Raw genomic sequence first — 26540 nt, forward strand, 5'->3', positions numbered from 1 at the left:
TTTTATTAACCTTTAAAAGCAAACTTCAGCTAAATGCTTAATTAACGCTATTCTATTTTCTTCACCAAATACATGGGGCAATATCATCATTTCATCTGCAGTAAATGTTTGCTGCATATTATGCAATTGCTCTGCAACTTCGTGAGGTAAGCCACTCAGAATTCTTTTTTTATTTTTTTCAATTTTAACAAGTTCTCTGTCAGAATATTGACGATGATGGGCAGTTTCAATAGAAGGATAAGACATAGGTTGCTTTAAATAATTGATACGCATTAACCATAAATGAAGCGCATCGAGTAAATTATCAACTGTTTCCACCTTATTTGCAGTTACAACAAAGGTTGCCATAATAACATAAGGCTTTTTATTACTTGTTTCTTTATGATATAAATCAAAGTGCTTACGGTAGTGAGCGATGACTTTGTTTATTTGTGTCGAAGGTTGTCCCATATGAGCAATGACTAAGGGTAATCCTTTTCTAGCAGCGAGTTCAGCACTTCGTTCACTCATACCTAGAATATATAATTGCGGATAACTTTCAATAAATGGCGTAGCTTGTAGTGACATGAAGCGGTGAGGCTGCTTTGTATCATCAGTAAAATATTTGATTAAGTCATCTATTTGTTGAGATAACTCTGGCTTCTTAGTTTTAAATTCATTCAGTGCTTCGTTCACATTTTTAAAGCTAGGAGAACGGCCAAGCCCCATATCAATTCGGTGGGGATGACGTGCTTCCATAATCTTAAATTGTTCAGCAACTTTATAAGCGCTGTAGTGGGGCAACATCACGCCTCCACTGCCAATATGGATACGATGCGTATGTTCTAATAACATCATCATCACCATTTCAGGCGCACTTGAGGCTACTGAAGGTACTTGGTGATGTTCAGCAATCCAATAGCGCTCATAACCAAGCTGATCAGCTAAGGTTGCTAATTCGATAGTGTGATTGAAAGCATCTTGAGCTGAACGGCCTTCGAATATAGGCACGTAATCTAAGATTCCTAATTTCATATTAAGCAGGCTCCCTTTTCCATAAAAATATTGATTTCACATCATTTGTCATTATAAGTGGAAAGCATGATGATTGCGATTAAATTGTTCATAGTACTATACTGTAAGCAAATATTGAAAGGAGTTTTAGGTGATGAAGAATGAACAAGTATTACTCGCTCAATATCCAGAAGGTATGCCACAAGATGATACATTTAAATACGAAGATATCGATGTAGCTGAATTAGGGAACGATGAAGTTCAAGTAGAATCGATTTATGTTTCAGTAGATCCTTATATGCGAGGCAGAATGTCTCAAGCTGATTCATATGTAGAACCATTCGAAATAGGTCAACCTATTGAAAGTCATATCGTGGGCAAAGTAATCAACTCTAACTCTAATCAATTTCAAGAAGATGACATTGTTGTAGGAATGTTACCATGGAAACGCATCAATACTATAAATGAAGACAAAGTCGATAAAGTTTCAAATACAGATATACCATTACATTTATATTTAAGCACGCTAGGTTTAACTGGCCAGACAGCTTATCATGGTTTGCTTAATATTGGACAGCCTAAACCAGATGAAACGGTAGTGGTTTCTGCTGCTTCTGGTGCTGTAGGTGCAGTTGTAGGACAGATTGCTAAATTGAAAGGTGCCCATGTGGTAGGCATTGCTGGTGGAGATAAGAAAGTGAATTATCTTACGGAAGAACTTGGCTTTGATGCTGGTGTAGATTACAAGAAAGACGATTTTGCTGAAGCTTTAGCTAAGGCAGTGCCAAATGGTGTGGATGTTTATTATGAAAATGTAGGCGGAGGAATTGGTGACGAAGTATTTAAACATCTTAACCGTCATGCGCATATTCCAGTATGTGGAACGATTTCAAATTATAATCATCCGGAAGATGATCAAGGGCCACGTATTCAAAGTACCCTGATTAAGAAACAAGCGATGATGCGAGGATTTTTAGTAGCAGAATTTGCTGATGATTTTGAACAAGCTGGTAAAGAACTTGCACAGTGGATTCAAGAAGGTAAAATTAAAACTGAAGTATCAATTGAAGAAGGATTCGATAAATTACCGCACGCCTTTCGTAACTTGTTTACTGGAGATAATTTTGGTAAGCAAGTGGTCAAAGTTTCAGACGCCGAGTAATTTGGTTTCCCTTTTCAAAAAGCAACAGTAGATTGAATAAAAGGTGGCTAAGAAGTAATGAAAGTAATTGGATTTGAACAACCATTTAAATTAGAAGAAGGCAATTTATTTAAAGAATATGAACTTGAAACGCCTCAACCGAAAGCACGTGACATACTCGTAAAAATTCAAAGTATCAGTGTCAATCCGGTAGATACTAAACAGCGTATCACTCCTGTTGAAGACGCGCCAAGAGTGTTGGGATTCGATGCAGTAGGAACAGTTGAAGCGGTCGGATCTGAAGTTGAGTTATTTGAAGTAGGAGATCGAGTATTCTATGCTGGCACACCTAATCGACATGGGTCTAATGCGACTTATCAAGTTGTTGATGAACGCATCGTGGCGAAAGCACCAAGTAATTTATCGGCTGAACAAGCGGCTAGTTTACCTTTAACCGGGCTTACCGCTTCGGAAACGCTATTCGACGCGTTTGGTATTTCAACTCATGCTAAAGAGAATGAAGGGAAATCACTATTAATAATTAATGGTGCTGGTGGTGTCGGAAGTATCGCAACACAAATTGCTAAAGCATACGGTTTACAAGTCATTACTACTGCTTCACGTGACGAAACGGTAGAGTGGAGTAAAAAGATGGGTGCTGATATTGTATTAAATCATAAGCATGATTTAGCAACGCAATTAAAGCAACATGATATTGAAGCGGTAGATTATGTGTTTTGTACTTTCGATACAGAGATGTATTATGACACGATGATTGAGGTTGTGAAACCGCTTGGCCACATTGCGACGATTGTTGCTTTTAAAGAGAAACAAGATTTAAATGCATTGAAGGCGAAGAATATCAGCTTTACCCATGAATTTATGTTTGCAAGACCTATACATCAAACGGAAGATATGATTCAGCAACACAAATATTTGAAAGATACTGCTGAAAAGGTAGAACAAGGTACGTATCAGCCTACAACTACTAACACGGTTTCAGGGCTTACAGTGGAAAATTTATATAATGCTCATAAAACGTTAGAATCTAATTCAATGATTGGGAAATTAGTTATTAATGTAGAAGAGTAAAGGAAATTAACAATCTATATAGAATTATCTTGAATATGGCGTTTATTATTATGCAATTAGGCAATAGTAATAAACGTCATTTTTTATTGATAAATGGCATTAAAAATTAAATAACAATTTAAAGAAAGGAGTTTATGATGGATGAAAAATAAATCCATTAGTGTGGTATTTTGGACGGCATTAGGTATTTGTACATTGTTTGTCTTATATGGTGCATTATTACCGAAACAGTTAGAAACGGTAACGCAAAATATTACATCATTTATAGCCGTCAACTTTTCATGGTACTACTTATTACTCGTTTTAATGATTTTCTTTATATGTGTGTATCTATTATTTTCTAGATATGCGTCAATTACTCTTGGGAAAGAAGGAGAAGATCCTGAATTCTCTTTACCTTCATGGTTTGCAATGCTGTTTAGTGCAGGAATGGGAATAGGCTTAGTATTTTGGACGACAGCCGAACCGCTCAGTCATGCATTTACATTGACACCGATACATAAAGCAGGCACTCAAGCTGCTATTAACGATGCATTTCAATTTGCATTTTCCACTGGGGCGTCCATGCGTGGGCTGTCTATGGCATTGTTGCTTTAGTCTTCGCTTATTTTAGTTTCCACAAAGGGTATCCTGGATTAGTGAGTGCCACATTAGTTCCTATCTTTGGTGAGAAGCGAATGAAAGGGCCAATTGGAGGCGCTATAGACGTACTAGCGGTTATAGCAACTGTTACAGGGGTAGCGGCTACGTTAGGATTTGGCGCACTTCAAATTAACGAAGGGCTCAACTTCTTATTTGGCTTACCAAATAATTTTGGTACTCAAGTCATTTTAATTATTATAGCCACTATTTTATTTACATGGTCGGCTTGGTCTGGTATTGATAAAGGAATTAAAACATTAAGTAATATTAATATGTTATTAGCATTTATTGTCTTAATCGGTCTATTTATTGTAGGACCTACTTTATATATATTAAATACCTTTACTAATGGATTGGGTAACTATATCTTTAATTTCTTTAGTATGAGTTTACGTATCCCTATGAATGGGGGAGAGAAATTTCAGTGGTTACAAAATTGGACAATCTTCTATTGGGCATGGTGGGTCTCATGGGCACCATTCGTTGGTATCTTCATCGCTCGTGTGTCTAGGGGCCGTACGATTAAAGAATTTATATTAGGGGTATTGTTCGTGCCAGCACTTGTATGTTTCTTCTTCTTTGCAGTATTTGGTGCTTCAGCTGTTTATCTACAAGACAAGGGGATTGCGAATATAGCCAAAGAAGCGACAGAAACAGCAACATTTGCGACGTTGGAACATTATTCACTAGGATTTGTTTTAAGTATTATTACTTTAATAGTCATCATGATATTCTTTGTTACTTCAGCTGACTCAGCTACTTATGTACTAGGCATGCTAAGTTGTAAAGGCGATATTAATCCTGCTTCTTTTGTAAAAGTAAGCTGGGGTATCATACTTGCACTATTTGCGATGATCATGATTTACACAGGTGGTACACAAGCCATTCAAAATTTGCTTATCATTGCAGCATTACCGTTCTCACTTGTAATTATATTTATGATTTGGGCACTCTTTAAATCTTTATCGAATGATCATCCAAGGCATTCAAAACAACACTTTCTACAGTATAAAAATTCTAAAGAAAAAATAAAGAAAAAATAATTATAAATTTTATGTTTTTATTGTACTAAATTTGGGAATATCATTTTTAGACAGTAAACTTTAATGAATTTTAAAAAAGAATAAAATAATTTAAATTTAGTGTTTTAAAAAACATTTAAAGGGTACTTAATCTCTATAATTCATTTAATAGTTCAACAATAACTAAGGAGGTGCATGACGAGGTGAAAAGATTAAAAAACTTTATCCTCGGCCTATTAATAGTTGCTATTGTTGGATTCCTATTGTTTATGTACATAAAAGATAGTCGTATTTCTCAATACCAACACTACTTCTTACAATTCAATTGGTTCCAACCACTATTAATTGGTTTAGCTGCTCTACTTATATTGATCGGTTTAATATTAGTACTCAGCATTTTCAAACCAACATATAGAAAACCAGGTCTATACAAAGACTACAATGATGGACATATTTATGTATCACGTAAAGCAGTCGAAAAAACTGCATATGATACGTTAACTAAATATGAAGATGTAAGACAACCTAATGTGGTTACTAAGCTTTACAATAAGAAAAATAATTCTTATATCGATATTAAAGCAGACTTCTTAGTACCAAATAGTGTACAAGTTAAGTCTTTAACTGAAAGTATTAGAGCTGACATTAAACATAATGTTGAGCATTTTACTGAAATGCCAGTTAGAAAATTAGAAGTTAATGTCAGAGATCAAAAATCTGCAGGACAACGCGTACTGTAAGGGAGGGATAACATGGCTGATAATAATAATCAAAATGGACAAGATGCTGGTCAACAAGTTATTGACTTCATTAAAGCTTATAAATGGCGTATCATCGGTTTCTTCGCATTTTTAATTATAGCAATCTTATTCCTAACTTTAGGATTCTGGAAAACAATTTTAATCATTGTTTTATGTTTAATCGGAATTGGCGTTGGGTATATTAAAGACCGTACACAAGATTTCATGAACTTCTTAAATAGATGGAGTTAGATTTATCTAGTTAAGAATTCATATAAATAAAAAACAAAGTTTTAAATTAATAAAAAGGAGAATGTTTATCATGGCAGTAGATAACAATAAAGCTAAACAAGCATACAATAACCAAACTGGAGTTAACGAACAAGAAAGAGAAGAACGTCAAAGAGAAGCTCAAGAACGTAGAGAAGAACGTAACGATCAACGTTTCGAAAACAAATTAACTTTCTCTGATGAAGTTATCGAAAAAATCGCTGGTATCGCAGCTCGCGAAGTAAGAGGAATCTTAGACATGAAAGGCGGTTTCGCTGATAATTTCACTAACGCTTTCTCAAGCGGTAACAACGTAACTCAAGGTGTTTCTGTTGAAGTTGGCGAAAAACAAGCAGCTGTAGACTTAAAAGTAATCTTAGAATACGGCGAATCAGCTCCAAAAATCTTCCGTAAAGTAACTGACTTAGTTAAAGAACAAGTTAAATACATTACTGGTTTAGATGTTGTTGAAGTTAACATGCAAGTTGACGATGTAATGACTAAAAAAGAATGGGCTCAAAAAAATGATAAAAACAGAGACAACAACAATAACAACAACTCTGAAAGATCAGGTTTACAATAATAAGTAATAACCTTTAAACCTTAAGGCGTTCATTGTCTTAAGGTTTTTTTAGGTATGAAAAAACAGGAACGAAGATACCTTCGTTCCTGTTTGTATTTGCTTAACGATGTAATGGGTTGTCTACTTTAATATAAGTATAATGATGTGCTTCATCTTCTAAACGCATCGTTGTCACACATTTATAATCAATCGTTTCAGCGAATAAAGTAGAGGATATTGTATTTAAACGTTCCTCTTCAACATCATTTAAATCTACTAAAATTTGCTGAATGATATCACTAATTTGACGCCACATAGTCTCCTCAAATGATGTATCTTCAATTACTTTAGCTACAGTTAATACAAGTTCGCCTAAATGATTTTGTACAGTAGAATAGAATGCTTTGTTAAATACTGAAGTTTTAGAATCAGTAAGAATTCTAGATTTTTCATGGAAATCATCTGTAGCATAGCCGCTTGCATTAAGTTGAGCTTCATCAATACGTAAGCCTTCAAAATCACGAATATATATAGTATTTAAACTACCATCTTTATTAAATAAAGCAATTGAATTCTGTAAATGCGCTTCAAGTGCAATTCCGTATTTAATGTATAAAGGAAGCACAATGCCCAATAATTGTGTTGAATAGTCACGTAGCCATAATTGAGCTGCTTCTTCAAAACTGTCTATCCCTTCACTTTGTCGGAATAATTGAATAAGACTCACAATAGGCGTTTCTTCGTTATATTTATAATTCGCAACTAAACTTGATGGAATCATAGGAATACTGTCATTAGCAATTAATTGATAAATATTTTCTCGGAAAAGGGTGCCTAACTGTTCACTACGATCAGTTTGAATGTCCTCAGGGTCATTTATGTTATAGAAATGTATACCTGCTAACTCATCTAATATTTTAATGCGATATTCATGAAATACACTATCATTATTTAAAATGTCATTTAATATCTTTGTTACTAAAGGACCGTTATGTGTTGTTTGCTCCGATAACGTTCTAATCTCCCCAGTAATATGTACATTCGTTGATAGTTTAATATGAGGTAATTGCTTTGGATATTTAGGCATCAATGTTCTGAATGATAAGCCGGCGTAATATGGCAAACTCATATTTAAAGGAATAATGAGTTGTTGCTCAAGTTCTGACTGATATTGCACCTTTAAAATATAATCATATTGCCAAGGATGAACAATCATCAAATGATATTGTGATAAATTGATACTTTCATCTAGTTCCTTAGAAATTTGAGCGTATAATTCAGGTAAGATAGATTCTATCTCATTGTTATAGCTATTAGATAACGCTTGAGTATTAGCGATACTTTCATGAATTAAGACACATTTTAAATGAATTTCTTTACCGTATTCAGAGCTATAATAGATGTTTTCTTGAGCACTTAATCCTTTACGTAATTTTGCGCCAGGATGAAGCGGATGACCTTCAATTACAGCTTGTTCAGAACGCAAGTAACTGTCTTCGTGCGTAGAAATGATATCTAGAAGTGGTTTGTTCATGTCACGCATATGATAGGCTTGATAAGCTAATGCAAGTGCCATATTCGCTACACTATTATCTAAATCATCTTTAAATTGGTCACTAGCCTCATTATTGAGCGTTGGGTCTTCGATTAAGATATTATCTAAAACTTCAAGTGGATGCATCACTCGCGTAAATTCGCTTTGTTCCTCCTTTGATTCAAAGAAAGGTCCTACCACATCTACTCGACCGAATGCATGTCGACCTTCAACTTTTCCATATATGTATTTTTTTGCTTTTGGAAAATGAATACATAATACATCTTCGTCTTTATCAATAGGTAAACGATCCAACTTACTCACTGACATGATTAAACTATTATCTTTAGCATTCACTAAATTCTCACGGTATGAAGAAATAATTAAACGTTGTGAAATCTTATCACGACTTGCCAACAAGTTATCTTTAAAATCACCTAATAATTGAGGATAATTTTGTTTTAAGAATGCATAAGCAGCTTGCTCCTCCTCAGTTAATTGAATATTAAAGTTATTGATATTAATTATGTTAATCATAAAACACCTCAAAATTATTTTACAAAAATCAAAAAGATTTGTATAATCCATATTATCGATAATGATATTCATTATCAATTATAAAGGAGTAGGTGACACACTGTGGCAAAATTTTTCTTTTCCAGTTCCTTTTTATTATTTCTGGGAAATTGGATAGGACAAATTGGTTTAAACTGGTATGTACTTACTAGTTATCATAACGCAGTTTATTTAGGTTTAGTTAATTTTTGCCGACTCGTACCTATTTTAATACTAAGTGTATGGGCAGGTACACTTGCTGATAAATATGATAGGGGATTATTGCTTAGAATTACAATATCTTCTTCTTTTTTAGTGACTGCACTATTGTGTGTTTGTACCTTTACTATCTCCCATATTTCAATTATAGTGATATTAATTTATGCTACTTTACGTGGCATATTGAACGCGGTAGAAACGCCAGTAAGACAAGCATTGTTGCCTGATTTGTCTGAAAGATTGAATACGAGCCAAGCCGTTTCTTATCATTCATTTAAAATTAATATTTGTCGCTCGATAGGTCCAGCAATTGCAGGAATTATTCTTGCTGCGTATCATGCCCCAGCAACATTCTTAGCACAAGCGATTTGTTATTTAATGGCTGTGTTATTTTGTATACCGCTTCATTTTGAACGGGTTAATAACGATGTCAGTAAGACTAAAGAATATTCATTGAAGTTCGTATGGCAGTATTTTAAAACAAATGCGCAAGCATCCAGGATTTTTATAACTTCATTAATTATAATGGCAACTGGATTTTCTTATACGACCTTGGTACCCGTACTCGTTCATCGAATATTTCCTGGTAAATCTGAAATATTTGGTATTTACATGACATTTTGTGCAATCGGTGGTATGATTGCTACACTTTTATTACCCATTATTTTGAAAAAGATAAATACTGTAAACATGTATTATTTAAGTTCGTGTTTGTTTGGTTTAGCATTGTTAGGTGTAGTCATACAAAATGTAGTAGTAGTGTTTATTAGCATGGCACTTGTAGGATTATTTAGCCAATGGGCGCGTACATCAAATAGAATTTATTTTCAAGAGCAAGTGTCTCCTGAAAATCGTGGAAAAATATTAAGTATCGTCATGATGGATAGAGGTATGATTCCTTTGGGAAGTCTATTAATGACAGCTCTATCGGATTGGATGGGTGTCTTAACTACCTTTATCGTCATGGGCTTATTTACAACTGTTGTAGCCTTAACCGTTCATTTACTGCAAAGAACAACTAAAGTGGAGGAGTCGAATAATGCAAAGTGATTGGGAATTAGCAGATAAAAATTTACAATACCGCGTCTTAAATGCATTAGTTAAAGAAAAGATATGGGCATCCTCAACAAGAATTACAACTCAAGATCATCAGCTTGAAATACAACTTTATGGATGCGTACTGACAATTCATTATAAACATTTAAGCGAAATGGTTCGATATACTTTCGAGGGACCAATAACTTATAGCTGTGGAAAAAATAAAGTAGAAATAACGTCGTTAGAGAATTTATTAGATGTTTTAGAGCAACATTTTGAAGTTGAGATAAGCGAGCGTTTACGTGCAGAATTATTACATAGTAGAGATAGCTTTATTGAAGTATACAAACATTTCAATAATCGCAAAAAACATATCCAAGATAGTTTGAAATTTTCACGTATGCCGATCACGATTAATTTCTTTGCTTGGTTACAACATTTAAGTGATTCGAATGACTTTAATGACTTAATGTATTCTGAAAGCTTAGTGATTGAAGGTCATCCAACACATCCGTTGACAAAAACAAAATTACCTCTATCAATGGAGGAAGTTAAGCAATATTCACCTGAATTTGAAAAAATTATTCCATTAAAAATCATTTTATTACATAAAGATTATGCAAAAATAACGTCTATAGATGGAAATAGCTCATTTATATTGGAAGAAGTGATTCCGGAATATCATTCAAAACTAAGAAAATTTATTCAAACCTTTCATCTTTCGCTTGATGATTACCAAGTTATATTTGTTCATCCTTGGCAATATCAACATACTATTTATCATCAATTCGAACAGTGGATTAAAGCTCAAATTTTAATTGCTACACCATTTGATATAGAATCGAAAGCAACGTTATCATTTAGAACAATGTCGCTGACCAATAAACCGTATCATATAAAATTACCAGTCAATGTACAAGCGACTAGTGCTGTAAGAACGGTATCAAGTGTAACGACAGTCGATGGTCCAAATTTAAGTATGGCATTGCAAGAAACACTTAATCAATATCCACAACTCAAAGTAGCACTTGAACCTTTTGGTATATATGCTAATACCGAAGATGATCGCGCACGACAATTGGCATGTATTATTAGAGAGAAACCCTATATTGCTAATAATGGTGCAACAATCGTTACAGGGGCATTAGTAAATCCTAATCCGGTTGATGGAAATATTACCGTTGATAGCTACATTGAATGGGTAAGTGGAGAAATAAGTAAACAGAACATTTCTCAATTTATGAGAACATACTGTCGCCAATTGGTCACACCATTAATTGCTTTAATTCAAGATTACGGCATCGCTTTAGAAGCACATATGCAAAATACAATTGTAAATCTTGGACCTCAATTTCAAATGAACTTTGTCGTTCGTGATTTAGGAGGTTCTCGTATTGATTTAGATACCTTGTATAAGAAATTAAAGGATATTAATGTGACGAATACTAGTTTAATAGCGTCCTCCATTGATGAAGTTATAGCGAAATTCCAACATGCTGTAGTACAAAATCAGCTTGCGGAATTAATTCATCACTTTTCAAAAAACGAAAGTATAAGCGAAGTCGAATTATTTAATATTGTACAAGAAGAAATTGAGCTTGCAATAAGTGATGATAAGCCACATGCTAAAACGTTAAGACAAATCTTATTTGGATCAACTATCACGGTTAAAGCGTTGCTTCGTATGAGAATGGAAAATAAAGTTAAAAAATATCTTAATATAGATCTTGATAACCCGATAAAAAAAGAGGTGAATTAAGTGGCAGATATCTCAATTAATTTATCTAAAATTGCATATAATGCTGAAGTCTTGCACAGTATACTAGCAGAACAAGATATTCATTTGACGCCAGTCGTAAAATGTATTGCTGGTGATACGAAAATATTAGAAACATTGATTGACTTAGGATTTAATCATTTCGCGGAATCGAGATTAGAAAATATCAATTCGGAACTTCAGAATAGATGTAGTTATTTATTATTAAGACCGACACCTAAAAAACGATATTTAGAATTAGTTGAAAACGTGAAAATGAGTATTCAAACTGAAATTCAAGCAATTCGCGATATCAATGACATTGCTGGTCAACTTAATAAAAAACATCAAATTATAATAATGATAGATTGGAAAGATGGCCGAGAAGGTGTCTTAACTTATGATATGCTTGATTACATAAAAGAAATAATTGCAATGAAACACATCCAATTTATAGGTATCGCTTTTAATTTTATGTGTTTTAAATCCTTAGCACCTACAGAAGATGATATTTTTGCGATTAATCAATTTGTGCAAGCAATTGAGAATGAAATAGGCTTCCGATTGAAAATTATATCTGGTGGCAATTCAAGTATGCTACCACAATTAATGTATAATGATTTAGGTCGTATTAATGAATTAAGAATAGGTGAAGCATTATTTAGAGGCGTAGATACAACGACTTATCAACCCATTCCAAGATTATTTCAAAATGCAATTACGCTTGAAGCGGAAATAATTGAGATTAAACCTCGTTTATTAGAGGGGAGTCAATGTTATTTACAAGCCATATTGGATATAGGCTATATTGATACAGTGATTAATAAAATCATCCCACTTAATGATAAAGTTAAAATCATTGGAGCTACAAGTGATCATTTAATGATTGATTTAGGAAACCAAGATTTTTATCAAGTTGGAGATACAATTTCTTTTAGCCTTGAATATGAAGCATTATCTCAAATCATGTATCATCAAAAAATATCTAAAACATATGTGAAAGATCAACACATTCAGTCTTTGATCGAGCAAGTAAGTAGTGCTTCATTAGCTATTTATTAAAAAATGATGTCATGCAATATATCAATTTGAAAATATTTTCATATTTGATACATTTAGTCATTAGTCAGTTTTCAATACTGATTAATGGCTTTTTTGAATTTATCCGTAATATTATTTAACACTTTTCAAAGATAAAAAATAAATGATTTATATAAAAAAATTAAAAAATCTTTCAAATGATATTGACATTGATAATCGTTATCAATAAACTAGTTATTGTAAACCTATACATATTAAGGAGTGGGAGTAATGAAAGGTTTCAAAATTGCCGGAATTGCCGCATTGTTATTTGCATTAGTGCTTGTCACTGCATGTGGTAATGTAAGTAATAATGGTTCTAAGGATTCTGATAGCAAATCCTCATCATCGAAAGATTCGATTGAAATTAAGCATGAATTAGGTACAACTAAAGTCCCTAAAGATGCTAAAAAAGTAGTAGCTTTAGAATTCTCATTTGTAGACGCATTAGCAGCTTTAAATGTAAAACCTGTTGGGATAGCTGATGATAATAAACCAAATCGTATTATCAAACCTTTAAAAGATAAAATAGGTAACTATACATCTGTAGGTGCGCGTAAACAACCAAACTTAGAAGAAATCAGCAAGTTAAAACCAGATTTAATTATTGCAGATAGTAATAGACATAAAGGTATTTATAAAGAGCTAAGTAAAATTGCTCCAACTATTGAGCTAAAAAGTTTCGATGGAGACTATAAAGAAAACATCGATGCCTTCAAAACTGTAGCTAAAGCTTTAAATAAAGAAGATGAAGGTAAAAAACGTTTAGATGAACATAAGAAAAAATTAGCTGAATATAAAGATGAAATTCAATTTGATAAAAATGAAAAAGTCTTACCAGCTGTAGCTTCTAAATCAGGATTGCTTGCTCACCCAAGTGAATCTTATGTTGGTCAATTCTTAACTGAACTTGGCTTTAAAGAAGCATTAACTAAAGATGTAACCAAAGGTTTAAGTAAATATTTACAAGGACCATACTTACAGTTAAATGCTGAAACATTAAAAGACGTAAATCCTGAACGTATGTTTATTATGACTGACGGTGCAAGTCCAAAAGAACCATCTTATCAAGAAATGAAAAAAGATCCAGTTTGGAATACTTTAGATGCAGTTAAACATGATCGTGTAAGTATCGTAAACCGTGACACTTGGGCGCGTGCACGTGGTTTAATATCTTCAGAAGAGATGGCTAAAGAACTTGTTGAAATTTCTAAAAAAGATAAAGAGAAGTAAGGTGGATGAACAATGACTATGAAATCAACTGATAGTCAATCCGCTAATGAAAGAGCAACTAAGAAACGCACTACACTCACGTTTATTGTGAGTGTGTGCTTTCTTTTTATTTTTGCTTACTTTAATTTAGCGATTGGTTCTTCAGACATTCATGCTAAAGATATTTATGATTACTTTTTTACTTCAGTAAATAATAAACAAACATTTCTTATTCATAACGTAAGAATGCCAAGAATGATTGGTGGGTTAATCATAGGTGGTGCACTTGCGCTTGCAGGATTATTAATGCAAGCTATAACTAGAAATCCATTGGCCTCTCCTCAAATATTTGGCGTCAACTCAGGTGCCTCTTTTGTTATTGTTTTAGTAACTATTTTAATTCCATCTTTAGGGAAATACGCTACTTTATTTGCTTTTATAGGTTCATTTATTGGTGGACTAACAGTATATTTACTATCCGGTTCAACAAAAAAGATTACGCCAGTTAAATTGGCATTAGCAGGTATGGCCATTCATTTATTCTTCAGTAGTTTAATGCAAGGGATTATTATTTTAAATGAAGATTCTAATACAACTGTAATGTTCTGGCTAGTTGGGTCATTAAATGGATTAAAATGGACGTCAGTGCTATCAATCATGCCATGGCTACTTGTGGCATTTATCACTACATTATTAATGGGACGTCAATTAACCATTATGGAATTAGGGGACGATATTGCTAAAGGTTTAGGACAAAAAACGCAACTTATTCGTATCATCATAGGTCTTCTTGTTATTGTGTTAGCAGGTGCTTCAGTTTCAATAGCAGGGCCGATTGGTTTTGTTGGTTTAATTGTCCCTCATATAGTTAAACGTTACGTAAGCAAAGATTACTTTATTATGGTGCCACTAACTTTTCTAATAGGTGCAGATTTATTACTTTTATCTGATATGCTTAGTCGCCTCATTACCTTCCCATACGAATCTCCAGTAGGTATTGTAACGTCATTTGTAGGGGCTATTTATTTCTTATTAATTACACTTAGAGGGGTGAAACGAATATGACAAGACGAAATTTATCTATTCGTTACGCCATTGTTATTATTTGTCTAATTATTAGTATTTTTATAAGTTTATGCGTTGGCTCTACTATGTATAGCCCAATGAAAGCATTAAAAGGTATATTCACGCTTGATGACTTTATATTAAATGAATACCGTATACCTCGGACATTATTAGGATTAGTAGTAGGTAGTAGTTTAGCTATTTCTGGTGCGGTAATTCAAGGTGTAGTGAGAAATCCATTAGCTTCACCAGACGTTATCGGTATTACTAAAGGTGCCAGTTTAGCTGCTATTATCGTCATAATGGTATTTCCAACTGCTCCACTTATTGTGCTACCCATAGGCTCATTCATTGGTGCATTAGTCATTAGCTTAATTTTGTCATTTTTAATTTCAAAATTTAATATCAAAGGCTCTACACTTGCATTGATTGGATTAGCTATAGGTGCGATTTGTACTGCAGTAGTACAATTTTTATTAATTCGTAATCCTATGGATGCAAATAATGCATTAATTTGGTTAACTGGTAGCTTATACGGTCATACAATTGAGAACTTTTATTCTATTATTCCTTGGTTTATTATTACATTACCATTAGTACTTGGTTTAAGTTATCAATTGGATATCCTAAATTTGGGAGATAATATTGCAGTCGCATTAGGAGCTAAAGTTCAACATCTTAAGATGATTTTACTTATATTATCTGTCATGTTAGCCGGGGCATCTATTTCAGTAGTTGGTGGCATTAGTTTCTTAGGACTCATTTCTCCTCATATCGCTAGATCACTTGTAGGGCAACGTTATTTCCATGTTGTTATCATGTCTGGTTTAATAGGTTCAGTACTTATCTTAGTCAGTGATGGATTAGCTAGAGGCATCCATCCGCCATTAGATATTCCTGTAGGAGTGATTATCGCTATTATAGGTGTTCCTTATTTCTTATTTTTACTTAGAAGAATTTAATATTGTCTTTCATATAGCTAATTCCTTTATAAATTTAGAGGAATTAGCTTTTTTATATTGCACGCTTTTTGAAAATGAGATATAGTATAGAACATATTGTTTATAAAAATACAAATAAAGACATATTTATATAATTTATACAGTATAATTTAGCTTTTATTCATAAATTATGAATATATAAACATTTTCTATATAAAGAAAGAAGGGACAAAATTGAAGGGATACTCAAAACAAGAGATTGTTAAAGGTCGAACTAAGTTTATAGTAATGTCCATCATAGGGATTATCTTATTTCTAATTCCTGTACCTACAGTGCAAGATGGTGAAAAACAAACAACATTACCGGTAGCCTTTTTAGCATATATGCTTAAGAACGTATTAGGTAATGCAATGCCACTTATCATTCTTTTTATTATTACGCTTTCAGGAATATTGACTTTATTATTTTCTTTAATTTTAAGAAACAAAGTTAAACCAGGGAGTTTAATTGAAAGTGCATTTAAAGTAGGACCAGTGTGGTTATCGTTGCGTATACTAGCTGTATTTTTAGCATGGATGACGTATCTCAAACTAGGGTCTAAAGTCATTTATTCTGAAGATACAGGCGGTCTTGTATTTAATGATTTATTACCTACATTAGTTGCTGTGTTCTTATTTGCAGCATTATTCCTACCATTTCTAATGGAATATGGTCTATTAGAATTTTTAGGACCACTTTTCAGACCAATTATGCGACCATTATTCACATTACCAGGTCGTTCAACTGTAGATAATTTAGCTTCTTTTATTGGAGATGGCACAGTTGGTGTGCTTATAACAAGTCGTCAATATGAACGTGGTATCTATTCTAAAAGAGAGTCAATCGTTATTTCTACGACGTTTAGTGTAGTGTCGATTACATTTGCAATTGTTATTGCTGAAACAGTTGGATTACAACATAAGTTCTTCGCATTTTATTTAACAGTAATCGTATCTTGTTTTGTGGCCGCTATCATTATGCCTAGAATCTGGCCTTTAAATAAAATACCAGATGAATTTACTAAAGAAGTGTCTGAAGAGACGCGTCTTGAGAAGTTACCTGAAGGGAAAAGTGCGCTTAGACATGGTTTTGATGAAGCGACAATCGTTGGATTGAATGCGCCAGGTTTCAAAGAATTTATGAAATCTGGATGTAAGACAGTGATAGACATGTGGTTTGTTATTTTACCGGTAGTGATGAGTATCGGAACGTTAGCAACTATTATAGCTAATTATACGCCTGTGTTTGAAATAGTAGGTAAGCCATTTATTCCTATTTTAGAGTTACTTCAAATTCCTGAAGCTACAAAAGCTTCTGAAACATTATTAATTGGGTTTGCTGATATGTTTTTACCTTCAATTTTAATAGCAAATGCCCATAGTGAAATTACAAGATTTGTTATAGGTGCTTTGAGTATCTCTCAACTGATTTACTTATCAGAAGTAGGGGGCGTTATTTTAGGATCAAAAATTCCAGTAAGTTTAGGTAAGCTCTTCGCAATCTTCTTAATTCGAACAGCAATTACGTTACCAATTATTGCGCTTATGGCACATTTATTACTTTAAAATAAAAAGCATTGAAGTTAATCGGGTAAAGATGATTAACTTCAATGCTTTTATTAATTTAGTGTAGATAAAACGTTGGCTTTTACAATTTCACTTTTAATAACTGGAGATGATTCAGAAGATGATTGTCCTCTATTTTTATGTGCTTCTTTAAATGCATCGCTCTGTGTCCAAGCTTTAAAATCTTCCTCAGTTTCCCACCAAGTATTAACATACATATCTTCACTATCTTCATCAGTATTTACTTGCCATACTTCAATTTTATGAAATCCTTTTAACGCTTCGATTTTGCCACCTCTAGTGAAGCGGGGAGCCATTTTTTCAGCGAAGCCTTTTTTTACTGTAATTCTATTAGTAACTACAAACATATTGATTACCTCCTTAAGTATTTGGTCTCATTCTAGCTTTGTTTACTAAAAATTAAAAACTTAGCACTATGAAAAAACTGTCGACTTAAGATAATGAGTCGACAGTTTTCATACCATTAATTGATAACTTTGCGAAAGAAATAAATTATAGTTTGGGTTATTTAGTTAATTCGTTATAAACTTTTTGGTCATTATGAGTATAAATAATGTATTCGTGATCATCAGTGTCAATGATTACTCGATTTGTTTTACCAAATGTAGAACCAATTCGAGAAATATTTTTAGACTCTAGATCTGGCACTGCATGAATGTCTTGGTCTTGAGAAATATTTTTAATTTCATTAGTAGGAATTTTAATATCTGCTACTCTCCATTGAATTCTAACTTCATTATCATCTTTCTTAACAGTCATTGCCATTAAAGAACACATCCTTTATGTAAGTTATGTCTCTATAATATACCAAATTGAAATCGTTTTCAATTATTTATGTGATACTTTATTTTATTTATGACACACTATATTGGTACCCCGAAAATATGTTCGTATTTTTATTGATTTTATGTTAAAATATCGTTAATAAAGGAGAAGATACATGACAGGTAAAACACATATGTCTGCTGGTTTATTAGTGGGTGCTTTAACAACTGAACATTTTCAAACCGATCTTTTTTCAACTGTAACAGTCATATGCCTAGCAATAGTTTCAAGTCTATTTCCTGATATATGTCATACTAGAAGTAAAATAGGGAGACAATTTAAACTATTGAGCTTTTTTATAAATCTTATCTTTGGTCATCGAACCTTTACACATTCTTTATTATTTATGGGAATGATAGGTTTTTTACTTATTCTTATACAAACTCCCCCATACTATTTAGTTTCGATTATCGGTGCAATTGCATCTCATGTTATACTTGATATGTTAACACCTAGAGGAGTTAAATTACTTTATCCTATTCCATTAACTATTAAATTCCCTTTTACTTTTAATACGGGTGGACTTTTAGATGCATCATTAGCAACCGCTTTGAGTATTGGATCTCTATACATATTTTTTCAAACGTTTCTAAATGACATCTTAAAGCATATTAGCTACTCATTTTTAGGGTAATTAAAATAGTGTGATAACATAGTTTAATTTATAATGACTATATTATTAGAAATTGGGTTAGGATGACTAACAGGGTTAAGTTTTATCGAGTATTTTAAATGTTTATCATACTTGTTTAAAATCTAAAATCATTGAATTGCCTATAAGGAGAGTAAAAATGTTAGATCAAAGTAAATTAGAGAAATATAATCAGGAACATTTAAGTGAATATGAAAAGTTAATGAGCAATAATGAAAAAGAACAGCTAGAAAGCAAAGTTGAAACATTAGATTTAGAATTTATTCAAAACCTTTATCAAGATCTTTATGTTAATCGTAAAACAATTTCTGATGTTTCATCAGTATCAGAAGTTGAATTTATGCGTAAAGCAGAATTAACAGAACAAGAACGTGAAAAATACGAACGCAAAGGTATTGAAGCAATAAGAAATGGTGAGTTTGCAGTATTATTAATGGCTGGCGGTCAAGGTACGCGCTTAGGATATAAAGGTCCTAAAGGTTCTTTCGAAATTAAAGGCGTAAGCTTATTTGAACTTCAAGCTAGACAATTATTAAATTTAAAACAAGAAACTGGTCACTTATTAAATTGGTATATCATGACTAGTGACATTAATCATGATGAAACGCTAAAGTATTTCGAAGAACATAATTATTTCGGATATAATCCAGATAATATTCACTTTTTCAAACAAGATAATATTGTGGCATTAAGTGAGCAAGGACGTCTTGTATTTAATGAACAAGGTTATATTATGGAAACACCTAATGGTAATGGTGGTGTATTCAAATCTCTAGAGAAACAAGGCTATCTAGATAAAATGAAATCAGATGGTGTTAAGTTTATCTTCTTAAATAATATAGATAATGTCTTAGTAAAAGTTCTAGATCCATTATTTGCGGGCTATACAATTGTAAACGATAAAGATGTGACATCTAAATCAATACAGCCTAAGGATGGAGAAAGTGTAGGACGACTAGTTAATAAAGATAATAAAGATACTGTATTAGAATATTCTGAGTTAGATGAAGAAGTAGCTAATACATTTGATAACGCTAATATTGGTATTCATGCGTTTAAATTATCGTTCATCAAGGAAGCGGTAAATGAGGATTTACCATACCATTTAGCTATTAAAAAACTAAAACAATTAGATGATGATTTCGGCGTAATTGAACAACCTACATTAAAATTTGAATTATTTTACTTTGATATTTTCAGATATGCGAAAGATTTCATAACACTACAAGTTCCTCGTGAAGAAGAATTTTCACCTTTAAAAAATAAAGAAGGTAAAGATAGTGTTGAAACAGCTACTGCTGATTTAGAACGAATGAATTTGATTTAATAAGGATGGTGGAAGCAGATGTCTAATACATCTAAGAGTACAAAAGATACCGTTGTTGAATCATTTAAAGACATCATTCCTCTATCTTTTGGAGAAGAAATAGGTAACGCAGCTTCACATGGAGCTGCTGCCTTATTAACATTATTTATATTGCCATATGCGGCGGTACATAGTTATAACGAACATGGCACACTAAGCTCAGTTAGTGTTTCGATATATGTGATTAGTATATTTATGATGTTTATCTCTTCAACTATTTATCACTCCATGCAAAACTATTCTGCGCATAAATACATATTGAGAATTATAGATCATAGTATGATTTATGTAGCTATTGCAGGAACTTATACACCAGTGCTTTTAACTATAGTAGGTGGATGGATAGGATGGCTCGTATTTCTATTATTATGGGGCACTACTATATGGGGGATATTATATAAATCTATCTCCGTCAGAGTTAATCAAAAACTTAGTTTAATTGTGTACTTAGTAATGGGATGGGTTGGCATTATCTTTTTACCAATCATTATTATGCGTACATCATGGCTCTTTTTATTATTTATTGTACTTGGTGGGATTGCCTATACAATTGGGGCATGGTTTTACGCTCAGAAGCATCGTCCATATTTCCATATGATTTGGCATATATTTATTGTAATCGCCTCATTTTTACATTTAATTGCTATTCTCTATTTCATGTAAAATGGGTGAGTAACTCAAATGCGTGAATTTGAGTTTAGTTAAAAATTAAATATATGTTATAAGACTGATGAGCATAGGCCATCAGTCTTATTTTTATGCGAGACGTTCAATTTTCATTGCGTTTAGCTACTATCTAAGATTATGCTATTACATGACTTTAAAAAAATGTCTCTAAAATTAAGGAGGTTGAATAGATGAATGTTAAATCTATAGGCATAGTAGTTACGTTAGTATTGACAATGTTTATGGCTGCGATTGAAAGTTCAATTATATCATTAGCTATGCCAACGATACGTAAAGACTTACATGCAGGACCTGAAATATCTTTAGTATTCACTGTTTATTTCATCGCTTTAGTAGTAGCGAATCCTATTGTAGGAGAACTATTAACTCGATTTAAAATTTTATATATTGCAATGGTAGGATTACTTTTATTTGGTATTGGTAGTTTAATGTCAGGTATGAGTGGCACATTTTACATGCTTATAGTTTCAAGAGCTGTTCAAGGTATAGGCGCAGGTGTCATGATGTCATTAACGCAAATCGTACCGAAACTCGCTTTTGAAATTCCTTTCCGCTATAAAATTATGGGCATTGTAGGTAGTGTATGGGGTATTTCGAGTATAATTGGTCCATTACTCGGAGGAGGTATTTTAGAATTTGCAACATGGCATTGGTTATTCTTTATCAATATTCCAATTGCAATCATTGCCATTGTTTTAGCATTCCTTACATTTCACTTTTCAGATGAAACGGAAGTTCAAACAGGTCGCTTTGATGTGAAAGGATTGTCTCTGTTCTATATCTTTATCGGTTTATTAATGTTTAGTATTTTAAATAAATCTATGCTTACTCTAAATTTAGTCGCATTCATTTTAGCTGTAATTGTAGCTATTGCGTTATTTAAACTTGAAAGTAAGACTGCTCATCCATTTATTCCTATAGCTGAATTTAATCGTTCAGTCTCATTAGTATTTATAACTGATTTACTAATTGCGATGTGTTTAATGGGATATAACTTATATATTCCTGTTTATCTTCAAGATCATTTGAAATTATCTCCATTACAAAGTGGTTTAGTGATCTTTCCTCTTTCGGTAGCATGGCTTACTTTAAACTTCAACCTAGCTAGGGTAGAAGATAAATTATCTAGAAAAGCATTATATATCGGCGCGTTTACTTTATTACTCATTAGTAGTATTATTTTAATCTTTGGTTCAAAAGTACCGCTTTTAATAGCAGCCACAGTTATATTAGCAGGTTTAAGCTTTGGATTTGTTTATACAAAAGACAGTGTCATCGTACAAGAAGAAACAAGTTCAAAACATATGAAGAAAATGATGTCATTTTACGCGTTAACTAAAAATTTAGGCTCATCTGTAGGTTCTACTATTATGGGATATTTATATGCTATGTCTACTGGATTAATAGATGGTAACTTACACAATATACTTGGTGCAGTATCAGTAGTATCAATAGTATTAATTATTATTTGGACTACATTATACAAGAATAATCTACAAAGCACGCAATAATGCGTAGTGATGTTAAATTAAAATTAATTAGTATTTGATATTGAGGCAACCAGTGAATTCGTTCATTATGAATTCACTTCTGGTTGCTTTTTTATTTTGAAATCAAGCTTCTTATGTATGAAAATGAATTATTTTACTGGAAAATTAAGTAATATATTATGTTTTATATACCATAAGTTTAAACTCTTTAAATTTTATATTAGCCATCATAAGTGATAAAATATGCGTGTAAAACTAAAATAGGAGGGCAATATTAATGCGTTTTTTAAAAAATAAATTTAATAATATTGTTGTGACGATTGTTGTCCTCACTATATTTATAATTTCAGGTGGAATATTTTTAACGTTTTTAGGATTTGGTTTATTTGGTATAAGTCGAATCCTTATTTTTTTAAAGTTAGGATATTTCACTTATAATAAAAGCTTTTTTGATAATTTACTCTATTATGGCAGTTACATCGTTTTTGGATATTTTATTTTATTTGCGATTGAACATTTAATGGATTATTTCAGAAAACAATTACCAAACAATCCTTATTTTAACGGTGCAACGTATCATTTGATATCTTATATTGTGACTACAGTAATGTTTTACTTTATTATCCATATACATTATGTATATATAAAAATTGAATTTTGGGTAATTGCAGTAATCATTGGCGTATTATATATTTATAAAATTATATTTTATCCTGATAGTGAGAATTTAAATGAAAATAAATAAATATAAGCATTTAATTTGCGAAGAGAAAGAATGTTTGTTTGAATATTTAATCACTGATTAATAAAAAGGAGATTATGAGTAATGGCAAATATTGAAATATCGAAGCATAAAAGAAATTTAATCGTTGCCGTTATGCTTTTAAGTGCATTTATAGCCATTTTAAATCAAACGCTATTGAATACAGCGTTACCTCATATAATGAGAGAATTGCACACTTCGGAGAATACGGCTCAATGGTTAGTGACGGGTTTTATGTTGGTTAACGGAACAATGATTCCTTTAACGGCATTTTTAATGGATAGAGTTAAAACTAAACCACTTTATTTAGTTTCAATGGGCACGTTCTTAATAGGTTCTATTATTGCAGCGATTGCGCCTAACTTTGGTACATTAATGGTTGCTAGAGTGATTCAAGCAATGGGCGCTGGTATTATCATGCCCCTTATGCAATTCACATTATTTACTTTATTCACTAAAGAAAAACGTGGCTTTGCAATGGGACTTGCAGGTTTAGTTATTCAATTTGCTCCAGCAATTGGTCCTACATTTTCAGGATTAATCATAGATAATGCCAGTTGGAGAGTACCATTTATAGTAGTTGTCGGCATCTCCTTAGTTGGATTTATCTTCGGTGCTATTTCCTTAACAAGTTATAATGAAACAAAACAAACAGAATTGGATAAACGTTCTGTCATCTATTCTACGTTAGGTTTTGGATTAATGTTATATGCCTTTAGTAGTGCAGGAAATATTGGATTTACAAATCCAATTGTAATTATTTCATTTATCATAGGAATGATTATCGTAGGCATATTTATAAGAAGACAATTAACAATTTCTAACCCTTTATTAAATTTATGGGTATTCAGAAGTAAAATATTTACATTTAGTACCATTACTTCAATGATAGTAATGATGTCAATGGTTGGACCAGCTCTCCTGATACCATTATTTGTACAAAATGGTTTAGGGCTCTCAGCCTTTATGTCCGGTATGGTTATTATGCCTGGTGCTTTATTAAATGGTTTAATGTCAGTTTATACCGGCAAAATTTATGATAAATATGGACCTAGAATATTAATTTTAACCGGCTTTACTATATTAACTATTACTACCATTTTCTTAGCTTTCTTAAAATATGATACATCTTATACATTATTAGTAGTTGTGTATGCTATTAGAATGTTTGCAGTATCACTTTTAATGATGCCTATTAATACGGAAGGTATTAATGCTTTGGAAAATAAAGACATCTCACATGGTACTGCAATTATGAACTTTGCACGAGTAATGGCAGGTTCATTAGGTACTGCATTAATGGTGACATTTATGAGTATGGGGGCTAAGTTATTAAGTCCTGATTCAACTCAACATGTAAGTAAAGAAGTACTTCAACGTCAAAGTGTTGCAGCAGGGGTCGATTTATCATTTGCTATTGTTTCAGTATTAGTGATAATAGGATTTGTATTCTCATTATTTATTAAAGAAGATAGACATCTATCTCAAAAAAATAAAAATACACGTGATTTGTAACGTTAATATTAAAAGAAGTTAGTATGAAATGATGAGCTAACTTCTTTTTTTGTTTAATTAAAAATAATATACTGAATGAGATAGTCACAAGGAATGTGCATATTTGTTAAAATATACATATAAAGAACACTAAGGGGGATTTACATTGTTAACGGTAGATCAAGTAAAAGAAATAGTTGGAGAATTAAAAGATCCAATTATCGATGTACCTCTTAAAGAAACAGATGGTATTGTCGAAGTTAAAATTAAAGATGAAATTGAACATGCAAGTGTTAAGGTTGCGATTGCTCAATTAGGAGGACAGCCTCAATTAGATTTACAAATGGCAATTGTTAAAGCACTTAAAGAGAATGGAGCAAAAACAGTAGGTATACGTTTTGAAGAACTCCCTGCTGAAAAGGTTGAACAATATACAGGCAAAAAGAAAGAACAACCTAAAACAATTGAAGGATTATTATCACAAGATAATCCAGTTGAATTTATAGCTATAGCATCTGGTAAAGGTGGCGTAGGTAAATCAACTGTTGCTGTTAATTTAGCAGTTGCTTTAGCACGTGAAGGTAAAAGAGTAGGTTTAGTGGATGCTGACATTTATGGTTTCAGTGTTCCAGATATGATGGGAATTGATGAAAAACCAGGAGTTGAAGGTAAAACAATTATTCCAGTAGAACGTCATGGAGTAAAAGTAATTTCTATGGCTTTCTTTGTAGAGGAAAATGCTCCAGTTATTTGGCGTGGTCCAATGCTAGGTAAAATGCTGACTAATTTCTTTGTAGAAGTGAAGTGGGGAGAACTTGACTATTTATTACTTGATTTACCTCCAGGAACTGGGGATGTAGCATTAGATGTTCATTCAATGTTACCAAGTAGTAAGGAAATTATTGTAACAACACCACATCCAACAGCAGCATTTGTTGCAGCGAGAGCTGGCGCTATGGCTAAACATACTGAACATTCAATCTTAGGTGTTATTGAGAACATGAGTTACTTTGAAAGTAAAGAAACAGGCAATAAAGAATATGTATTTGGCAAAGGCGGAGGACGTAAATTAGCGGATGAATTAAATACGCAACTATTAGGAGAATTACCTCTTGAACAGCCTACTTGGAATCCTGTTGACTTTTCACCATCTATATATCAAGAAGATGATCGTTTAGGAAAAATATATAAACAAATAGCTCAAAAAGTAATTGCATCTACTATTAAGAAATAAAAACTAAAAAAGTGTAATTTAAACGCATAAAATATTTAATTTTATGCGTTTTTTCTATTGCAATTTTTTTAAAACTTGTTAGAATATTTTTTTGTGAGCAACAGAAGTACTACAGTTGTTCAACAATAAAAAATAATAAAAATTATTATTGACTTATATCTTTCAATTTGATATGATATAAAAGTCGTCAAAAAGAATGTAAATTCTTTTAAGAGTTTGTTAAAAAGGTGTAAAACTTACCATTGCAAACATCAAAATGATGATTTAAAATAATGAAAGTAATCAAAAAAGTTATTGACTTTTGAAAATAAAAGTTATATAATTAAAGAGATTGTTTTTAAATGAACATTGAACATTGAAAACTGAATGACAATATGTCAACGTTAATTCCAATAAATGTAACTATAAGTTACAAACACTATTTAGTTTTATGAGCTAATCAAACATCATAAATTTTTTATGGAGAGTTTGATCCTGGCTCAGGATGAACGCTGGCGGCGTGCCTAATACATGCAAGTCGAGCGAACAGACGAGGAGCTTG

The 26540-nt window shown here is 32.3% G+C and carries 23 protein-coding genes, 1 rRNA gene and 1 pseudogene; 21 read left to right on the forward strand and 4 right to left on the reverse strand.

All coding sequences use genetic code 11. The features are described 5' to 3' along the window. Nucleotides 1–12: 12 nt before the first annotated feature. Entirely contained in the window at nucleotides 13–1014 is a 1002-nt protein-coding gene (locus tag E2558_RS07655; RefSeq protein WP_126565770.1) for an LLM class flavin-dependent oxidoreductase, read from the reverse strand. A 133-nt stretch (nucleotides 1015–1147) separates the two neighbouring features. Between E2558_RS07655 and E2558_RS07660 the strand changes: the two genes are divergently transcribed. From E2558_RS07660 to E2558_RS07685, 6 genes and pseudogenes are all read left to right on the forward strand, one after another. Continuing rightward, nucleotides 1148–2155, forward strand: coding sequence for an NADP-dependent oxidoreductase (locus tag E2558_RS07660; protein ID WP_126565769.1), 1008 nt, complete (start codon nucleotides 1148–1150; stop codon nucleotides 2153–2155). A gap of 57 nt (nucleotides 2156–2212) precedes the next feature. After that, nucleotides 2213–3226 carry a zinc-binding alcohol dehydrogenase family protein gene (locus E2558_RS07665; RefSeq protein ID WP_126565768.1) on the forward strand — a complete coding sequence of 338 codons (1014 nt, stop codon included), beginning with the start codon at nucleotides 2213–2215 and terminating at the stop codon, nucleotides 3224–3226. Between the two features lie 141 nt (nucleotides 3227–3367). Further along, nucleotides 3368–4911, forward strand: a pseudogene (locus E2558_RS07670) (BCCT family transporter). A gap of 182 nt (nucleotides 4912–5093) precedes the next feature. Beyond that, nucleotides 5094–5630, forward strand: coding sequence for an alkaline shock response membrane anchor protein AmaP (gene amaP / locus E2558_RS07675; protein ID WP_126565767.1), 537 nt, complete (start codon nucleotides 5094–5096; stop codon nucleotides 5628–5630). A 12-nt stretch (nucleotides 5631–5642) separates the two neighbouring features. Beyond that, nucleotides 5643–5882 (forward strand): DUF2273 domain-containing protein, encoded by a 240-nt coding sequence (locus tag E2558_RS07680; RefSeq protein WP_103329012.1) that lies wholly within the window; start codon nucleotides 5643–5645, stop codon nucleotides 5880–5882. Nucleotides 5883–5952: 70 nt separating this feature from the next. After that, on the forward strand, nucleotides 5953–6483 hold the full coding sequence (locus E2558_RS07685) for an Asp23/Gls24 family envelope stress response protein (protein WP_126565766.1): 531 nt from the start codon (nucleotides 5953–5955) through the stop codon (nucleotides 6481–6483). Between the two features lie 100 nt (nucleotides 6484–6583). Here the strand turns inward: E2558_RS07685 and E2558_RS07690 are convergent, their stop codons facing one another. Then, nucleotides 6584–8521, reverse strand: coding sequence for an IucA/IucC family protein (locus E2558_RS07690; protein ID WP_371869274.1), 1938 nt, complete (start codon nucleotides 8519–8521; stop codon nucleotides 6584–6586). A gap of 114 nt (nucleotides 8522–8635) precedes the next feature. On the opposite strand from E2558_RS07690, the gene E2558_RS07695 reads away from it, so the two are divergent. The 7 genes from E2558_RS07695 to E2558_RS07725 all read left to right on the forward strand — a co-directional run bounded on the left by E2558_RS07695 (nucleotide 8636) and on the right by E2558_RS07725 (nucleotide 17467). After that, a complete protein-coding gene (locus tag E2558_RS07695; RefSeq protein WP_126565764.1) occupies nucleotides 8636–9820 on the forward strand; it encodes an MFS transporter in 1185 nt (394 codons plus the stop codon). Further along, nucleotides 9807–11567, forward strand: a complete 1761-nt coding sequence (locus E2558_RS07700) for an IucA/IucC family protein (RefSeq protein ID WP_126565763.1) — start codon at nucleotides 9807–9809, stop codon at nucleotides 11565–11567. The genes E2558_RS07695 and E2558_RS07700 overlap by 14 nt, the downstream gene beginning before the upstream one ends. After that, nucleotides 11568–12626, forward strand: a complete 1059-nt coding sequence (locus tag E2558_RS07705; RefSeq protein WP_126565762.1) for an alanine racemase — start codon at nucleotides 11568–11570, stop codon at nucleotides 12624–12626. It abuts the gene before it with no gap. Nucleotides 12627–12875: 249 nt separating this feature from the next. After that, nucleotides 12876–13877, forward strand: coding sequence for an ABC transporter substrate-binding protein (locus tag E2558_RS07710; RefSeq protein WP_126565761.1), 1002 nt, complete (start codon nucleotides 12876–12878; stop codon nucleotides 13875–13877). Nucleotides 13878–13889: 12 nt separating this feature from the next. Continuing rightward, nucleotides 13890–14921 (forward strand): FecCD family ABC transporter permease, encoded by a 1032-nt coding sequence (locus E2558_RS07715; RefSeq protein ID WP_126565760.1) that lies wholly within the window; start codon nucleotides 13890–13892, stop codon nucleotides 14919–14921. Further along, nucleotides 14918–15883 carry a FecCD family ABC transporter permease gene (locus tag E2558_RS07720; protein WP_126565759.1) on the forward strand — a complete coding sequence of 322 codons (966 nt, stop codon included), beginning with the start codon at nucleotides 14918–14920 and terminating at the stop codon, nucleotides 15881–15883. The genes E2558_RS07715 and E2558_RS07720 overlap by 4 nt, the downstream gene beginning before the upstream one ends. A gap of 267 nt (nucleotides 15884–16150) precedes the next feature. Then, nucleotides 16151–17467 (forward strand): YjiH family protein, encoded by a 1317-nt coding sequence (locus E2558_RS07725; protein ID WP_371869273.1) that lies wholly within the window; start codon nucleotides 16151–16153, stop codon nucleotides 17465–17467. Nucleotides 17468–17520: 53 nt separating this feature from the next. On the opposite strand, the gene E2558_RS07730 is transcribed toward E2558_RS07725, so the two are convergent. Next, nucleotides 17521–17835, reverse strand: a complete 315-nt coding sequence (locus E2558_RS07730) for a heme oxygenase (RefSeq protein ID WP_126565757.1) — start codon at nucleotides 17833–17835, stop codon at nucleotides 17521–17523. A 157-nt stretch (nucleotides 17836–17992) separates the two neighbouring features. After that, nucleotides 17993–18253, reverse strand: a complete 261-nt coding sequence (locus tag E2558_RS07735) for a SunI/YnzG family protein (RefSeq protein ID WP_126565756.1) — start codon at nucleotides 18251–18253, stop codon at nucleotides 17993–17995. 175 nt (nucleotides 18254–18428) lie between these two features. Here E2558_RS07735 and E2558_RS07740 point away from each other — a divergent pair, with 175 nt between their 5' ends. The 8 genes from E2558_RS07740 to E2558_RS07775 form a co-directional block, all read left to right on the forward strand. Further along, nucleotides 18429–18947 carry a metal-dependent hydrolase gene (locus tag E2558_RS07740; protein ID WP_126565755.1) on the forward strand — a complete coding sequence of 173 codons (519 nt, stop codon included), beginning with the start codon at nucleotides 18429–18431 and terminating at the stop codon, nucleotides 18945–18947. Between the two features lie 157 nt (nucleotides 18948–19104). Continuing rightward, a complete protein-coding gene (locus tag E2558_RS07745; RefSeq protein ID WP_126565754.1) occupies nucleotides 19105–20292 on the forward strand; it encodes a UTP--glucose-1-phosphate uridylyltransferase in 1188 nt (395 codons plus the stop codon). 18 nt (nucleotides 20293–20310) lie between these two features. Further along, nucleotides 20311–20994 (forward strand): PAQR family membrane homeostasis protein TrhA, encoded by a 684-nt coding sequence (trhA, locus tag E2558_RS07750; protein ID WP_126565753.1) that lies wholly within the window; start codon nucleotides 20311–20313, stop codon nucleotides 20992–20994. A 194-nt stretch (nucleotides 20995–21188) separates the two neighbouring features. Next, nucleotides 21189–22529, forward strand: coding sequence for a multidrug efflux MFS transporter SdrM (gene sdrM, locus E2558_RS07755; RefSeq protein ID WP_126565752.1), 1341 nt, complete (start codon nucleotides 21189–21191; stop codon nucleotides 22527–22529). A 256-nt stretch (nucleotides 22530–22785) separates the two neighbouring features. Beyond that, complete coding sequence (locus E2558_RS07760; RefSeq protein ID WP_126565751.1) at nucleotides 22786–23253, forward strand: SepA family multidrug efflux transporter; 468 nt, start codon at nucleotides 22786–22788, stop codon at nucleotides 23251–23253. 81 nt (nucleotides 23254–23334) lie between these two features. After that, a complete protein-coding gene (locus E2558_RS07765) occupies nucleotides 23335–24786 on the forward strand; it encodes an MDR family MFS transporter (RefSeq protein ID WP_126565750.1) in 1452 nt (483 codons plus the stop codon). A gap of 145 nt (nucleotides 24787–24931) precedes the next feature. Continuing rightward, nucleotides 24932–25999 (forward strand): Mrp/NBP35 family ATP-binding protein, encoded by a 1068-nt coding sequence (locus tag E2558_RS07770; RefSeq protein ID WP_126565749.1) that lies wholly within the window; start codon nucleotides 24932–24934, stop codon nucleotides 25997–25999. A 456-nt stretch (nucleotides 26000–26455) separates the two neighbouring features. After that, a 16S ribosomal RNA gene (locus E2558_RS07775) occupies nucleotides 26456–26540 on the forward strand; the annotation flags it as partial.

The sequence above is a fragment of the Staphylococcus pragensis genome (assembly GCF_004785665.1).
In the GTDB taxonomy this organism is placed as follows: Bacteria; Bacillota; Bacilli; order Staphylococcales; family Staphylococcaceae; genus Staphylococcus; species Staphylococcus pragensis.

What these genes read in the sequence shown, in the direction of transcription:
- E2558_RS07655 (WP_126565770.1), bottom strand. Translation starts at nt 1,014, where the DNA reads ATGAAATTAGGAATCTTAGATTACGTGCCTATATTCGAAGGCCGTTCA.
- E2558_RS07660 (WP_126565769.1), top strand. Translation starts at nt 1,148, where the DNA reads ATGAAGAATGAACAAGTATTACTCGCTCAATATCCAGAAGGTATGCCA.
- E2558_RS07665 (WP_126565768.1), top strand. Translation starts at nt 2,213, where the DNA reads ATGAAAGTAATTGGATTTGAACAACCATTTAAATTAGAAGAAGGCAAT.
- E2558_RS07680 (WP_103329012.1), top strand. Translation starts at nt 5,643, where the DNA reads ATGGCTGATAATAATAATCAAAATGGACAAGATGCTGGTCAACAAGTT.
- E2558_RS07685 (WP_126565766.1), top strand. Translation starts at nt 5,953, where the DNA reads ATGGCAGTAGATAACAATAAAGCTAAACAAGCATACAATAACCAAACT.
- E2558_RS07710 (WP_126565761.1), top strand. Translation starts at nt 12,876, where the DNA reads ATGAAAGGTTTCAAAATTGCCGGAATTGCCGCATTGTTATTTGCATTA.
- E2558_RS07715 (WP_126565760.1), top strand. Translation starts at nt 13,890, where the DNA reads ATGACTATGAAATCAACTGATAGTCAATCCGCTAATGAAAGAGCAACT.
- E2558_RS07720 (WP_126565759.1), top strand. Translation starts at nt 14,918, where the DNA reads ATGACAAGACGAAATTTATCTATTCGTTACGCCATTGTTATTATTTGT.
- E2558_RS07725 (WP_371869273.1), top strand. Translation starts at nt 16,151, where the DNA reads ATGTCCATCATAGGGATTATCTTATTTCTAATTCCTGTACCTACAGTG.
- E2558_RS07730 (WP_126565757.1), bottom strand. Translation starts at nt 17,835, where the DNA reads ATGTTTGTAGTTACTAATAGAATTACAGTAAAAAAAGGCTTCGCTGAA.
- E2558_RS07735 (WP_126565756.1), bottom strand. Translation starts at nt 18,253, where the DNA reads ATGGCAATGACTGTTAAGAAAGATGATAATGAAGTTAGAATTCAATGG.
- E2558_RS07740 (WP_126565755.1), top strand. Translation starts at nt 18,429, where the DNA reads ATGACAGGTAAAACACATATGTCTGCTGGTTTATTAGTGGGTGCTTTA.
- E2558_RS07745 (WP_126565754.1), top strand. Translation starts at nt 19,105, where the DNA reads ATGTTAGATCAAAGTAAATTAGAGAAATATAATCAGGAACATTTAAGT.
- trhA (WP_126565753.1), top strand. Translation starts at nt 20,311, where the DNA reads ATGTCTAATACATCTAAGAGTACAAAAGATACCGTTGTTGAATCATTT.
- sdrM (WP_126565752.1), top strand. Translation starts at nt 21,189, where the DNA reads ATGAATGTTAAATCTATAGGCATAGTAGTTACGTTAGTATTGACAATG.
- E2558_RS07760 (WP_126565751.1), top strand. Translation starts at nt 22,786, where the DNA reads ATGCGTTTTTTAAAAAATAAATTTAATAATATTGTTGTGACGATTGTT.
- E2558_RS07765 (WP_126565750.1), top strand. Translation starts at nt 23,335, where the DNA reads ATGGCAAATATTGAAATATCGAAGCATAAAAGAAATTTAATCGTTGCC.